This is a genomic window from Haladaptatus sp. (assembly GCF_049589095.1).
Classification (GTDB): domain Archaea; phylum Halobacteriota; class Halobacteria; order Halobacteriales; family Haladaptataceae; genus Haladaptatus.
The window spans coordinates 1-13,831 of record NZ_JBAWAC010000179.1 but is presented as its reverse complement, the minus strand read 5'-3'; the positions used below and the strand labels follow the sequence as shown (position 1 = coordinate 13,831).

Annotated in this window: 14 protein-coding genes and 2 pseudogenes; 6 read left to right on the top strand and 10 right to left on the bottom strand. The window is 60.4% G+C overall.

Features of this window, described 5'->3' with window-relative positions:
* Positions 1 to 232: pseudogene (locus WBV42_RS06055) on the top strand (SAM-dependent methyltransferase); the annotation flags it as partial.
* Between the two features lie 35 nt (positions 233 to 267).
* Here WBV42_RS06055 and WBV42_RS06050 read toward each other — a convergent pair.
* Entirely contained in the window at positions 268 to 1,167 is a 900-nt protein-coding gene (locus tag WBV42_RS06050) for a DMT family transporter (protein WP_423985227.1), read from the bottom strand.
* A gap of 276 nt (positions 1,168 to 1,443) precedes the next feature.
* Here WBV42_RS06050 and WBV42_RS06045 point away from each other — a divergent pair, with 276 nt between their 5' ends.
* Positions 1,444 to 1,929 carry an Lrp/AsnC family transcriptional regulator gene (locus WBV42_RS06045; RefSeq protein WP_253226177.1) on the top strand — a complete coding sequence of 162 codons (486 nt, stop codon included), beginning with the start codon at positions 1,444 to 1,446 and terminating at the stop codon, positions 1,927 to 1,929.
* Between the two features lie 1,312 nt (positions 1,930 to 3,241).
* Entirely contained in the window at positions 3,242 to 3,820 is a 579-nt protein-coding gene (locus WBV42_RS06040; protein ID WP_423985226.1) for an MBL fold metallo-hydrolase, read from the top strand.
* A 9-nt stretch (positions 3,821 to 3,829) separates the two neighbouring features.
* On the opposite strand, the gene WBV42_RS06035 is transcribed toward WBV42_RS06040, so the two are convergent.
* Together WBV42_RS06035 and WBV42_RS06030 are read right to left on the bottom strand one after the other, a co-directional pair.
* Positions 3,830 to 4,618, bottom strand: a complete 789-nt coding sequence (locus WBV42_RS06035; protein WP_423985225.1) for an ATPase — start codon at positions 4,616 to 4,618, stop codon at positions 3,830 to 3,832.
* Positions 4,615 to 4,881, bottom strand: a complete 267-nt coding sequence (locus WBV42_RS06030) for a DUF5827 family protein (RefSeq protein ID WP_253226174.1) — start codon at positions 4,879 to 4,881, stop codon at positions 4,615 to 4,617. Before WBV42_RS06030 ends, WBV42_RS06035 begins: the two co-directional genes overlap by 4 nt.
* A 165-nt stretch (positions 4,882 to 5,046) precedes the next feature.
* Here WBV42_RS06030 and WBV42_RS06025 point away from each other — a divergent pair, with 165 nt between their 5' ends.
* Positions 5,047 to 5,475, top strand: a complete 429-nt coding sequence (locus tag WBV42_RS06025; RefSeq protein ID WP_423985224.1) for a DUF7522 family protein — start codon at positions 5,047 to 5,049, stop codon at positions 5,473 to 5,475.
* Between the two features lie 45 nt (positions 5,476 to 5,520).
* On the opposite strand, the gene sod is transcribed toward WBV42_RS06025, so the two are convergent.
* The 4 genes from sod to WBV42_RS06005 form a co-directional block, all read right to left on the bottom strand.
* Positions 5,521 to 6,132: a superoxide dismutase gene (gene sod / locus WBV42_RS06020; RefSeq protein WP_423985223.1), complete on the bottom strand. Its 612-nt coding sequence runs from the start codon at positions 6,130 to 6,132 to the stop codon at positions 5,521 to 5,523.
* Positions 6,133 to 6,253: 121 nt separating this feature from the next.
* Positions 6,254 to 6,853 carry a superoxide dismutase gene (locus tag WBV42_RS06015; RefSeq protein WP_423985222.1) on the bottom strand — a complete coding sequence of 200 codons (600 nt, stop codon included), beginning with the start codon at positions 6,851 to 6,853 and terminating at the stop codon, positions 6,254 to 6,256.
* Between the two features lie 114 nt (positions 6,854 to 6,967).
* A complete protein-coding gene (locus WBV42_RS06010; RefSeq protein ID WP_423985221.1) occupies positions 6,968 to 7,357 on the bottom strand; it encodes a hypothetical protein in 390 nt (129 codons plus the stop codon).
* Between the two features lie 314 nt (positions 7,358 to 7,671).
* Positions 7,672 to 9,069, bottom strand: a complete 1,398-nt coding sequence (locus WBV42_RS06005; protein ID WP_423985220.1) for a cryptochrome/photolyase family protein — start codon at positions 9,067 to 9,069, stop codon at positions 7,672 to 7,674.
* Positions 9,070 to 9,204: 135 nt separating this feature from the next.
* On the opposite strand from WBV42_RS06005, the gene WBV42_RS06000 reads away from it, so the two are divergent.
* Together WBV42_RS06000 and WBV42_RS05995 are read left to right on the top strand one after the other, a co-directional pair.
* The gene (locus tag WBV42_RS06000) at positions 9,205 to 10,755 is read left to right on the top strand and encodes a long-chain-fatty-acid--CoA ligase (RefSeq protein ID WP_423985219.1); all 1,551 of its coding nucleotides are present in this window, start codon (positions 9,205 to 9,207) and stop codon (positions 10,753 to 10,755) included.
* Between the two features lie 72 nt (positions 10,756 to 10,827).
* Complete coding sequence (locus tag WBV42_RS05995) at positions 10,828 to 11,292, top strand: DUF5518 domain-containing protein (protein WP_423985218.1); 465 nt, start codon at positions 10,828 to 10,830, stop codon at positions 11,290 to 11,292.
* A 50-nt stretch (positions 11,293 to 11,342) separates the two neighbouring features.
* Here WBV42_RS05995 and WBV42_RS05990 read toward each other — a convergent pair whose 3' ends face one another.
* From WBV42_RS05990 to WBV42_RS05980, 3 genes and pseudogenes are all read right to left on the bottom strand, one after another.
* Entirely contained in the window at positions 11,343 to 12,296 is a 954-nt protein-coding gene (locus WBV42_RS05990; RefSeq protein ID WP_423985217.1) for a PrsW family intramembrane metalloprotease, read from the bottom strand.
* A 73-nt stretch (positions 12,297 to 12,369) separates the two neighbouring features.
* Positions 12,370 to 13,554, bottom strand: coding sequence for a lactate 2-monooxygenase (locus tag WBV42_RS05985; protein ID WP_423985216.1), 1,185 nt, complete (start codon positions 13,552 to 13,554; stop codon positions 12,370 to 12,372).
* A gap of 86 nt (positions 13,555 to 13,640) precedes the next feature.
* Positions 13,641 to 13,831: pseudogene (locus tag WBV42_RS05980) on the bottom strand (ArsR family transcriptional regulator); the annotation flags it as partial.

Genomic DNA, 13,831 nt, shown 5'->3' with positions numbered 1-13,831 from the left:
GATCGAAGCAATCGCCGAATTGGGACCGCGAAAATTCGTGTTGGGCGATGTGATGTTCTTCGGCACCCCCGACCCGGATGTACCGTTTTACAGTCCCGAGGTCGACGATCCCTCGACCGTCGGCCATCTGGCCGACGTGCTGACCGACAACGGCTTCTCGCTGACCGCCGTCGAGCGGGTTCACGAGCAGGTCGGGGTGCTGGTCGCGGAACGCGTGCAAGATTCGTCGTAAAAATCAGCTTTTCTTACCAGTACGTTTTTTCCCGCTTACGCGCGTCCGACGTTCGGCGAGGCCATGCGGACGAAGTCGAAGAGCGCGTGACGTTTCAGCAGGGCGAAGCCGGCGAAGATGGCGGCGAAGCCGATGATGGTAGTGTTGGCGACCAGTTCACCCAGCACCAGCCAGCTGAGGAGGGTGGCGACGACGGGTTCGAGGTAGCCGACGAGGTTCAGTTCGGTCGCGCCGATGGAGTCGAGCAGGTGGAAGTAGATGAGGAACGCGATGACACCTGAGACGAGCACCAGGTATCCCAACGATGCGATGGCCGAAAACGACCAGTCGATGGCGGCAGGTGACTCGCCGCTGGCGAAGCTGACGCCGTGGATGATGATCGAACCGAACAGCATCGACCAGCCCTGAAGCGAGGGGATCGAGACGCTCGTCTCGAACGGTTGGCTCAACACTGAACCGAGGGCGAAACTCGCCGCGGCGAGGAAGACGAGGACGATTCCGACCGCGTCCGTCGAGAGGAGGTTCACGGAGGTCGGGTTGGCGACGATGGCGACGCCCGCGACGCCGAGCACCAAACCGAGCGCACCGAGGGGGGAGACGTGTTCGTCTGCGAAGAGCGCGCTGGCGAAGACGGCCGTGAGAACCGGAGAGAGACTGACGATGACGGCCGCGAGCGCGCCGGGAACGTGTTCCTGACCGAGGTAGAGCAGGCTGTGGTGGCCCGCGATGATGAACGCGCCGATCGTTGCAATGGCGAGCACGTCACCGCGCGTCCGGGGTTTCCAGCGGTCGGTCGTAAATGCCGCGTACGCGAGGATGAGCAGACCGGCCGCGTCGTAGCGAACCGCCGCGAACAGGAGCGGCGGGAAGTGGTGCAGCCCGACGTCGATCGAGACGAACGAGCCACCCCAGAAGAGGGCCAGTAATCCGAACATCACACCATTCATCGGAAGATATCTTCCAAGCTTTGTCGCATTCATAGATTTCTATCCAACTGTAACAGCCCGCCATTGTTAAACCCTTCTACAAGGAACAGCGTTGCAACTGAATCACATACAAGATCTATTGAGACAGTTAGAGCAAATTCTTAGTATTGAATCATTATAGACATTCGTTGCCAAACAGCAGAGGACGCTGTTCCTCGCGAATCACCATTCGTCGTCCCGCCGAAGTCGTGATATTAAGTATGACCGACGTATAGTTTGAAATCAATGGACGAACGTGACGTTACACTGCTCAAGGCCATTTCGGATTTGGAGACCGGCAGTCCGGAGAAGTTACACGAGGAGACCGACATCCCTGTCTCGACGATTCATTACCGACTGAACAACCTGCGCGAGGCGGGCGTCATCGAAAACGACCTGTACGACATCGACCTCGAACAGTTCGGACTCGGCGTCACCGTTGTCGTCGAGGTGTTCGCCGACTACACCGGGTCGTACTCGGACTTCGGCGAGAAAATCCTCGACATCGAAGGGGTCACACAGGCGTACTTCACCATGGGCGAAACCGACTTCATCGTCGTCGCGCACCTCACCGGGCGCGAGATGGTCGAACGTCTCATCGGCGATTTCGAACGCATCGAGGAGGTCGAGCGGACGAACTCGACGTTCGTCATCTCCACCCTTCGTGACTCCCACCGCGTGCTCCAGAGCTACAGTTTGGACACCCTAGTCGACGAACTCGCGGAGGAGTAGGGCCGCCCCACCGCTCCCGGGACCCACCGGTTCCACCCCCTTCGGGAGATATAGGTTCCGCTACTGGCGTGATACCACAACGACGGTGCCGAACGGTCATAGAAGGGGGAAGTGGGGTATGGGGATGACGATACTGGCGTATCCACGGCTTGATTGCATCACTCGTTTGGGAGACCGCGATGGATTCTCTTCCGTCACTCCCCGGTCGAACGGTTCTTTCCTATCTATATTACCGCTTATAATTGTACTCCGTGTGGATACGTTTGGTGACCACTCTCGTGTATGTGAGTGCGGTTGTTACCTTGCTTCCGCGGCCGGACGGCGATTCGATGTCGATTAAGCGGGATTGATGGTCGTGGGTGGCAATCGCTATTGAGTTTAACAACGTCCTTTTCGAAATGTCTCTAACAGACTGAATGACTGTTTTCGCACGACAAGAGGTGCATTCACACCTCTCGAAGTGTATTGACAAGTGTAATTCCGTGAAAATTAGTGGAATTTAGTGGAAAGACTAATTTGCCACGGCAACATAGTGGCAACTGGATACCTGGAGACGCGTGGTATCCGCCTGACGAAGAAATAGGTGGATTTGGGTGAGTACTTGAGTGGAATTGGGTTACTCACCCACGCTTCCATACCGTGATACCACAGACAATGACTAGATAGCCTGCCGTGTGACCAGCAGCAACTATCGTACCGCCCGTGGTTATCAAGCTGGAAGCAATCAACGTCGATGCGTTTGCTTCCATCGTTCGTTGTCCCCACGTACGTTTTCACGCGTTTGGGACACTTGGATGAAGACACGGAGGGATAATATGTATTATCACATTTGGATTTTCAGAATTTTCCTAACGAGATATTGTTTATATACTATAGAGCACACCCCTCCGTGCGAGAAGGCGGATTTGATCAACGAGTAGACTGACAAAATCGCCACTACTGACCATCACATACGTGCGAACCAACCCATGTGGAGCAAAGTAGATGCGTAGCAGAACGAGGTATGTGGCTACCAGTTACTCGTCTGTGTTGTGCATGTGAGGTTGAATTTATTGGCTATCACAATCTCAGTGATGCGTAAGTAAACCAACCTCATCGCGGCGGCGTGTCACGTGACTACCCATCCTCACACATGTCCACGCAACACCGCTGAAATTCCGATGGCTTTATCGCTTTCACTGAAGTCGGTAAACACAATCCCATGACAGCGGCGACCCACCTTCACAGTGTGGCTGTCGTTGATTCTGGTAAGTGTTTAGAGAGGTAGAGATCTGTGAGTAGAGCGGTTGTATGTGAGTAAATGAGAGAAAACATGATTCGAAACATTGCGACGGGCGTGCAGACGTTTACCAGCAACGCGTTCCTCGTGGACGGAGAGCGGACCGTCCTCGTGGATACCGGATCGAACTTCGACGCCGTGGGCCGAGTCCAAGCGGAGGTGGACGACCTCGATGCGGTCATCATCACGCACACTCACCCCGACCACGTCGGCAACCTGGAGACCGTCAAGGACGCCTTTGGCGTCGAAGCGTTCGGCTTCGACACCGACCAACCCGGCGTCGATGTCGCCATCGAGGACGGGGAAACCGTGAAAATCGGTGATCACGACTACCTCGCGCTCCACACGCCGGGACACAAGAACGACCACCTCTGTTTCTACGCCGATTCCCCGGAGATCCTGTTCGCGGGCGACCTCATCTTCCAGAACGGCGGCTTCGGCCGCACCGACCTCGAAGAGGGTGACCGCCGGGTGCTCATCGAGAGCATCGATTACGTCCTCGACACGGTGAACGAGGAGTTGGCGGAGATGAACGTCGGCCACGGGCCGAGCGTGACGACCAATCCGTATCAGGACATCGAATTGGCGTCGCAAGCGGCGCGGATGCGGTGAGAAGCAGGGTTACAGAAACGCCTCGTATGCATCCCCGTACACTGACGCGATTTTTTCGGGATCGTTCCGCTCCTCTTTCGCCAGCGGTTCGAGCGTCATGGTTTCGGCGGGATCAAGCAGGCTCACGACGTCTTCCACGCGTTTCTCCATCGTTCCGTCGTGGACGCTGCTGTCCGCGACTTTGCAGGCCTTCGCGTAGCGTGCGCCGTCGTACACCCGTACGCGCCGCGGTTCGACCACGGCGACGGCCTCGAATTCGATATCCCGTATCGGCAGGGCGATGTCGCTGTAGGATTCCACGACCGCCCGGTCTTCGGTTCGAATCCGCTCGGCCAGTGCCCGAAAGTGTGGGAGATAGCGCCGCTCGGTCTGGTCGTTCAACTTCTTCAGGGAATCCACGACGACGGCATCCGAGAGCGAGAGGTTCTCGCGCACGGACTCGGGAAGTGAGACCGTACCGTTGACGACGAACCCCTCGCCGACGCGGTCCACGAGGAACTCGCGGCGGGACTGGCCGAGCAACCCGTTTCCTTTGCCGGGTGCGGGCCGCCACAGTCGGTGCACCGGATTCATGTCCTCCGGCGCGTGATTCCCTGCGCTCGCGTCGGCGAGTCGATTCGCGTCCTTGCCGTACAGTCGTCCGTCCGAGAGGGCACGCATGGCGTCGTCGTGGTCGAACCAGAAGTCGTTGCCCGCTCGGGGTTTGAATCCGACCGCGCCCTGATGGGCGAGGAGACCGACCGTGAACGTCGTCTTTCCGGCGTCCACGCGGTCGCTTCCGGCGACGAGTATCGTCATTCCTTCAGCCCGTAGTACCCCGGTTCCTCGTCGCTCGGCGGTTCGGCAACGACGAGGCGCTCGGAGTTTCGCATCACCCACGGAATCGCCCAATCCAGCAGAATCTCCTCGGTTTCGACGTCGAGTTCGGCGTCGGGGTCGAGACCCTGAAGCAGGCGGGCGATTTCATAGACCGAGTACATCATCTCCTCGTCGAGCAGTTCTTCCGGTTCGTAGAAATCACACGGATACAACTCCTCGAAATCGTCTTTTGGCTTCGGCATGCGTGTACCTACGTCCGACCGAGCGTAAAAGCTCCCGAATCGAGGCGCGTCGACGAGCTATTTGATATGCGTGAGCGTACTATCGTTCAACCATACTCGAAGAAATATAATAAATAACCATTATATCCGAGTTTTTATATTGGTGCATTAGAGATAGAAAACGACATGGACGAGGAACCGGGAAGCGAGACGAAAGAAGCGCTCGTCTCGGCCTTCGCCGAGTTCGGCGGTACCTATCTGCGGGATATCTGGCTGTTCGACCAACACGACTTCGAGATGCTCTTTCTCCGTGAGGACGTCGCGGACAAACTCGAAACCGTCGACGTGGAGAAGTTCGTGGACAACGAGCGGTTCGGATTCATCACCCGTGACACCTACGACCAACTCTACTACGCCAGCTATCAGTACACGGTCAGGGGATTCACCGACTTCGAACAGTTCCGCATGTTCTTCGACGACGAGGAGCGAAACGTCGGCGTGTTCGCCAGTTTCGACTTGCAACCCAGCGGGTACGATTACGAATCGCTCTATCGACACGTCAGCGACATCGCTTCCGGATACGACGTTCCGACGGTAACGTCGGACGAGAGATAGCCGTCGCTTCCCTCGCTGTCTCGAAAAATATCGGTGCGTTCGGACCTATTCGTAGCGCGACACGACGTTGTCGTACTGTTCTGCGACGTTGTCCCAGTCGACCACTTCGAAGAAGTTGTCGATGAAGTCGCCACGGTCCGGACCGTAGTCGTAGTAGTAGGAGTGCTCCCACACGTCCACCGCGAGAATCGGGTGGCTACCCCAGAGTGCGCCTTGGTCGTGCTTGTCAACTTTGACGTTGCGAAGCTGTTTGGCGACGGGGTCGTAGACGAGGAGTGCCCAGCCACCTGCGGCGCTCGCGGCGGCCTCGAATTCGCCCTTCCATCCCTCGTAGGAACCGAAGTCCTCCTCGATGCGGTCGGCGAGCGCGCCCTCGGGTTCGCCGCCGCCGTTCTCGTCCATGTTCTCCCAGAAGAGGGTGTGGAGGTAGTGACCACAGCCGTTGTGGGTCACGTTACCCAGCGCACCCGCCGTGCTGGAGTAGTCACCGGACTCGCGGTTCTCCGCGAGGGTCTCTTCGGCACTGTTGAGGCCGTTTACGTAGCCCTGATGGTGCGTGTCGTGGTGCCACGTGAGAACCTGCTCGGAGATGTGCGGTTCCAGCGCGTCGTAGTCGTACGGGAGCGGTGGTAGTTCCGCGTTCGATTTTTCTGGCATATATGAATTACCTCCACTAACTATATCTCGTCTTACCCTGTTAAACCTTGAGGAGATGTTTGCTAACGTATCACACGATACGACGGCAAAATAGACCGATTTCAGGGCGATTGCTCGGTCGTCACCTGCTGCTCGCTTCGTCGTAGCGCTCCTCTACGTCGTCCCAGTTGACGACGTCCCAGAAGTTGTCCACGTACTCGCCGCGGTTGTTCTCGTACTGGAGGTAGTAGGCGTGTTCCCACACGTCGAGTACCAACAGCGGCGTCGCCATCGGCGATTGGTTCTGGTGGTTCTCGGCCATGGTCACGATCGGGATGTCCCCGACGTGGTCGTAGAGCAACATCCCCCATCCGGATCCCTCGACGCCCTTCGCGGCCGCCGAGAAGTTGGCCTTGAACTCGTCGAACGACCCGAACTGGTCGTCCAACGCATCGGCGAGTTCTCCACCCGGTTCCCCGCTACCGTCCGGGGACATGTTCTCCCAGAAGACGGAGTGGTTGATGTGCCCTGCGAGGTTGAACGCGAGGTTTCGTTCGACGCCTTTCACGTCCCCCCACTCGTCGTTCTCCCGCATCGCTTCGAGCGTATCGAGCGCCGCGTTCGCACCGTTGACGTAGCCCTGATGGTGTTTGTCGTGGTGCAGTTCCATGATGTGCGCATCGATACTCGGTTCGAGCGCGTCGTAGCTATACGGCAATTCCGGTAGTTCGTACGTTGCCATTGGTAACCCCCGGACAGTGGTCAACGGTCGTGATGTTAAGTGTTGAGGCGACGGTCCGAGGTCGCTCGATAAAATAAGCTCCGCGAAGATCCCGGTCGCGTCGATGACCGAGGTTTAGTCGTCCTGGTTCTGCCAGTTGCTGTTCTGGGCGTTCGACCAGGCGAACTGCGAGTTGTCGTTGCTCTGTGCGCTCGCTTGGACTGCGATCGCGTTGCCGGACTCCGCACCACTGTCACGGCCGCGGTCAGCGGCGGCAGCGTCTGTCGGACCATCGTTGCGTCCACCGACGTTCACCGCTGCCGAAACCGCGTAGTTGTCGTCCTGGTGGTTGCGGTTGTACTGGATGACACCCTGGTCTTGGTCAACGTGTGAAACTGCGACTTGACCGCTGTGCTGTGAATCTCCTCGGTCTCGTGACTGTGCGGCGGCGTTGCCCGCGAACCCGACTGCGAACAAACTGCCGACCATCGCTACGACGAGCAGTATTTTGAGCGTTTTTTTCATGATTGCCTCTTGGGCACAAGTCCCCACCTCCCACTCACCACGTGAGGTGGGTGCGACCCTGTCGTCGCTCGTCGATGGATTTGTACTTCAATCCCGGTCACCGTTGAGCGTCGTATGCCACCCGCTAACTCACGTTTTCGTGGTTAAACCGACTGTAGTATCGGTTACCGATCTGCTCCGTGAGCAAGTCACTCGACGGTCAACACGGCATACTGTCGAACAACCGAAAGTTACCCGAATAAAAGACGACGCTTCATCACCGTTCGATCCTTTGAGGTTCGTGAACGGTACCACCACGATTTCCGATTCCCTGACTACCCCCTCGCGTTTTCGAACATCGTGATGGCCATCTCCCGGCGCTCCCCGTAATCCACTATTGGGCCGGGGTAGCCGGGAGCGAGCGTCTCCCGTTCGTCGGGGTCGAGTTCGTTCCAATCGTGAATCTTGTCCGGGGGGACGTCCTCCAATTCGGGGACGAACCGCTTGATGTACGTCGCGTCGGAATCGAAGCGCTCGCCCTGCGTCATCGGGTTGAAGATGCGGAAGTAAGGCTGTGCGTCGGTACCGGTCGAGGCGGCCCACTGCCACCCGCCGTTGTCGTTCGCGGTGTCGTGATCCACGAGTTTCTGGCGATACCAGTCGTAGCCCTCGCGCCAATCCACCAGCAGGTCCTTCGTCAGAAACGAGGCGACGATCATGCGAACGCGGTTGTGCACCCACGCTTCCTCGCGCAGTTGGCGCATTCCGGCGTCCACGATGGGATAGCCCGTCTTCCCGTTCTTCCACGCCCGCACGCCGTCCGGGTCGTCGCGCCACGCGATGTCGTACTGGTAGTCCTTGCAGTTCTCCACGACCACGTCCGGGTTGTCGTCCAACACGTGCATGTAGAACTCCCGCCACGCGAGTTGCCCCTGAAACTCCTCGACTGAGTCGGCATCGCTCGCGCTCTCGGCGTCGTTTTTCGCCTCCTCCGTCGTCTCCCACAGTTCCCGAACTCCGATTGTCCCGAACTTGAGATGCGGCGAGAGACGCGAAGTCGATTCGCGGGCGGGATAGTCGCGGGCGTCGTCGTACCGATACACGTCCCGCTCGCAGAATTCGGCCGCGAGGTCGCGGGCCGCCTCTGTTCCGGCGGGGGGGATGTTCCCCTCGGGTTCCTCGAATCCGAGGTCGGCGAGGGACGGAATCGCGCCGTCGGCCTCGCCAACCACTTCCTCCGGCGAGACGATTTCGTCGGGGGCGTCGAACGGCGCGTCCTTGTCCCGGTCGCGCCACTTCTTCCAGAAGTAGGTGTAGACGGAGTAGTACTCCCCTTTGTTCGTCGTAATGGAACCCGGCGTATGTAGGAGCGCGTCGTGAAACGCTCGATGCTCGATTTCCGCGTCATCCAGCGCGTCCCGAACGTCCGCGTCGCGTGTCTTCGCCAACCCGGAGTAATCCCGGTTCCAGACGACGGCGTCGGCGTCACACGCCTCGGCGATTCGCGGCAGGTCCTCGCGCGGGTCGCCGCGGACGATCAGCAGGTCGCCGCCGCGTTCACGGTAGGACTCACGCAGCGATTCGAGCGCCGAACACATGAACGACACCCGAGGTGGGGCCGCGTGGGCGAGAACCTCGTCGTCGAAGATGAACACCGGGAGGACGGTATCACCCATCGAAAGCGCCCGGTTATCCTCAACCCGGAGGTCGCGCCGATGCCAGTGAACGTGCATGGGGAGAAAACGAGGACGATCCTCTTAACGAGCGAACCCACTTTGTAGGGTTCCTCTCGGAGTACCACGGCAGATCAACCATCCGATACGAATTTACAATGATGTTTTATGAGGGTGCCCTTCTTACAGTTGTTCATGGTGAATCTTACCACGTCGGTGGGGGACACGGTTTCCGAACAGCCGGACGATTTGGCCATCGTCACCGACGATAGGGAGTTGACGTACGAAGATCTCTGGGCGCAGATCAGCGGGTTCGCCGCGGGATTGGCGGAACGGGACGTCGGGGTGGACGACCGTGTCGCCGTCTATCTTCCGAACACGCCCGAGTTCGTGGTCACGTTCCACGGGACGCTCGCGGCGGGCGGCGTCGTGGTGCCGATGAACCCGCAATATCGAACGCGGGAGATCAGCCACCTGCTCGCCGACAGCGGCGCGAAAGTCGTCGTGACGCTTCCGGACCTCGTCCCGTTCGTGGAGGAGGTACGGGACGAAACCGACGTGGAACACGTCGTTTCGCTCGGTCCGGGGGACGCGACCTTCTTCGGTGACTTCCTCGCCGAGGGGGACGGCGAAGTCGAACCGCGCGAGGACGACGACCTCGCCGTTCAGCCCTACACCAGCGGAACGACGGGCACGCCGAAAGGGGTGGAACTCACCCATCGAAACCTCACCTCGAACGCGCACGGGGCGGCGGCCCTCGCGCCGGACGGCGTCGGACCGGACGACTCGCTGTTGGGCGTCCTCCCGCTGTTCCACATCTACGGCATGACGGTCTGCATGAACGCGACGCTGTTTAGCGGCGGGATTTTCTACCCGCTGCCGACGTGGGACGCCCAGCAGGCGCTCTCCCTCATTCAGGACGCCGAGTTGACGATGATGCACGGCGTTCCCGCGATGTACAACGACATCATCAACCAACCGAACGCCGCCGAGTTCGACCTCTCGTCCATCCGGATGGCCGGTGTCGGCGGCGGTGGCATCCCCATCGAAGTACTTCGTCGGTTCGAGGAACTGTACGACGCGAAGATTTACGAGGGGTACGGCCTGACCGAGACGAGCCCCGTTACGCACTTCAACACGCCCGACAAGGGCCGTCGGGTGGGCAGTATCGGTCGAACCATCGACGGCGTCAGCGCTCGCATCGTGACCGACGACTACGAGGAACTGCCGCCCGTCGAGAAAGGGCCGCTCGCCGAGGACGACGCGGAACTGGACGACGTGACCGGCGAAATCGTGATCGCGGGTCCAAACGTGATGCGGGGCTACGCTGGCCTCCCGGACGCGACGGCGGATGCGTTCACCGAAGCGGACGGAAAGCGGTGGTTCCACACGGGCGACATCGGTTACTGGGATGAGGACGGCTTCTTCTACGTCGTGGATCGGAAGAAGCACATGATCAACACGGCGGGCTACAACGTCTACCCGCGCGAAGTGGAAGAACTCCTCTTCGAACACCCCGCCGTGGCCGACGTCGCCGTCGTCGGGATTCCCGACGAACGGCGCAACGAGACCGTGAAAGCCTTCGTCGTCCTCACGCCGGATGCGGACGTGACCGAAGACGAGATACAACAGTTCTGTCTCGACAACCTCGCGGCGTACAAACACCCACGCGAAGTCGTCTTCGTGGACGATCTCCCGCGCACGACGACCGGGAAGGTACAGAAGTTCGAACTGCAGCAGCAGTAACGACCGGAGAAGATCGATTTTTCGTCCGCGAGCGGGAAAGAGCTAAGCCACAAAATGATAAATATTCAACCGATGATCGCGTCCCGAACCCTCCGTGACCTGCGCGACCACCGGTTCCGAACCGCCGTCCTCCTCGGCGTCGCTTCCATCCCGTTTACCGTCGGTTACAACTGGCTACTGTCTCCGGACCCCGTTTCGGTGACACCACTGGCCGTCGCCTGTGTACTCTCTGGCTATCGCTACGGCCCGCGGTCGATACGCGGAACTCGTGTGGGGGCCGTGACCGGCATCGTCGGCGGGGTTCCCATCGCCGTTTGGAACGCCGGAACCGGGTTGGTCGAGTGGTGGGGGAATCCGGCCCTCGTCGATGCCGTCGGGAACTCGTGGCTGATGGGCGTGATTTCGGTTGCGGCGGCGGTCGTTACTTTGCTCATCATGCCTATCGTCCTGCTGTTCGTCGGGATGGCCTGCGGGTTCGTCGGTGGCTGGTTGCACGAGCGTCTCGATACGACGCGGCAGCGTCGGTCGGGTGCCTGACTGGAAATCCTCGATCCTCACAACCACCCCAACCGCACTTGGCCCTCGTCTCACAGCCATCCCAATCGCATTTGATCCTCGTAATACTCGCGTGCCCGGCGAATCTTTCGGAACAGGTAGGACGCGACGAGTCCCGAGAAGACGAGCACGTAGACGAGCAACCAGGCTAACGCGTCACCGCCGAATATCGACGACAGTAGGTTCGTCACGAACCCGGCGGTCGAGTTGTAAAACCCGTGGAGGAACGCGGGGATGGCGATTCCCTTGACGATTATCGGCCCACGGTTCGAGGAGACTATCTTCGCCAACCCGAGGTAGTAGCCCGAGATGGCCGCCCAGAGCACGTGGTTCGGGCCGACGATGGCGCGCGTCACTGCGACACCCGAGACGGTGACGGCGGTACCGCCGTTGGTTCCGACCGTCCCGACGACGTAGGTCAGGTTTTCGATGGTCGCAAAGCCCAGTCCGGCCATCGCCCCGTAGACGGCACCGTCGACGGCGGTCTGAAAGTGTGGCGTGCGGTAGGCGTGGAACCGAACGGCGAGCCACTTCACCGTCTCCTCGACCGGCCCGACGACGAGGAAGAAGAAGGGAACGATGGCGAGCGTTTCGATGCCGACGTCGTTCAGGACGCCCATTCCGAGCGTGTTGATGACCGCAGCGAAGGCGGCGAAGACCACGCCGAGGAGGAAGGTGGCGACGAGCGTGGGAATCGGTTCCCGTTCAGTCGGGTCGGCACGCCAGATATAGACCGCGAGGAGGAGCGCCGGGACGATGGAGACGAACGAGAGCAAGCCGAGAATCGGACGGTCGATGAGCGTCGTCGCGACCAATCCGAGTTCGATGAAAACGAACGCCAACGCGAGCGCGAGCGTGACGCTGCGCGTCGCACCCGCGAGGAAGCCGTACAACCGCAACGAGAACCGATCCATCCGCGTCCGTGGCTCCCACGATTCGATGTCGTACGAATCTTCTCCCCCCAGTATCGTCTTTTCTCCCCCCATACCCGTCTTCGATACGGCCGCGACCCCCAAAGGGTTTCCTCACCAGTGGACCCGGGTAAGCGGCCGGAAGCGCTCACCGCTCGATTTCGCGCAGGGTCGAACGGGACAGTTCGTCGAACGAGGTGTGTCCGGACAGCGCCAGCGTCAGATCGAGGTCCGCGAGGAAATTTCGCAGAACTTCCCGCACGCCGTCCTGGCCCGCGATTCCGAGTCCGTAGATGTACGGTCGGCCGAGCAGAACCGCGTCCGCGCCGAGCGCGATGGCACGGACGGCGTCCGCGCCGCGACGGATGCCGCTGTCGAAGAGGACGGGAACTTCGTCGCCGACTTCGTCCACGATAGTCGGAAGCGCATCGAGCGCGCCGATAGCGCCATCCACCTGTCGCCCGCCGTGGTTCGAGACGACCACCCCGTCCACGCCGCGCTCGATCGCTTCCCGTGCGTCGTCCGGATGGAGGATTCCCTTCAGCACGACCGGGAGGTCGGTGTGTTCGCGGAGGAACGCGAGGTCGTCCCACGATAGCGACGGGTCGCCGAATATCTCGGTGAACCGCCAGAGGGCGGCACTCGTATCCTCCTCGGGTGGCGAGTCGAGCGATTCACGAAACGCGGGGTCGCTGAGGTAGTTCGCTACACCCTCGCCGTCGAGGAACGGGAGGTAGGCGTGGTCCACGTCGCGCTCGCGCCAGCCCATCATCGGCGTGTCGAGCGTCACGACGACGGCCTCGTAGCCCGCGTCCTCGGCCCGTGAGAGGAAACTCGCGGCGACGTCCCTGTCGGCGCTCCAGTAGAGTTGGAACCAGCCGAGCGTGTCGCCCAGTTCCTCGGAAACGTCCTCCATCGTCTCGGACGAGGCGGAACTCAACACGAGCGGAACGTCGAGTTCGGCGGCGGCCCGCGCGGTGGCGAGTTCGCCCTCCTCATGGATGATGGATTGGACGCCGACGGGGGCGAGCATGACGGGAACGGGGAGAGTTTGACCGAGAATTTCGACCGAGAGGTCGCGTTCGGACACGTCGCGGAGCATCCGGGGGACGATACGCCAGCGGTCGAAGGCGCGGCGGTTCTCGTCCTTCGTGCTTTCGGACCCGGCGGACCCGGCGACGTAGGCGTGGGCTTCCGGGGAGAGGTTCTCGCGTGCGAGTTCGGCGAGCGCTTCGGGGGAAGTCGGCAAATCGGGCGTTTGATCGGCGAGCATGCCGCCAGCGTACACCTCGTTCTGTCGGTTCGGGCCGAAGGGTTCCGAGGAATCGTCCATACCGAATCGACAGACCGTGTAGAATTATACTTTGTTCCGGTCGCGCACGTCGCCGACGAACGCGACGCCAACGAGAGGGAGTCGAGTCAGAACGATCCCGGCGTCAGATGGACGTGAAACAACTTCTCGCAGTCGCGCTTGCCGCAAACGGGGCACGCACTGTCGCCGCCGTCCGCACCGTCCTCGCTCGATGCCGTCGGATTCGCGGCCGTGATGACCCGCGTTCCGGCGTGGCCCAACTCGTACCCGGACTCCGTCTGCCGGACGAAGTACTCAC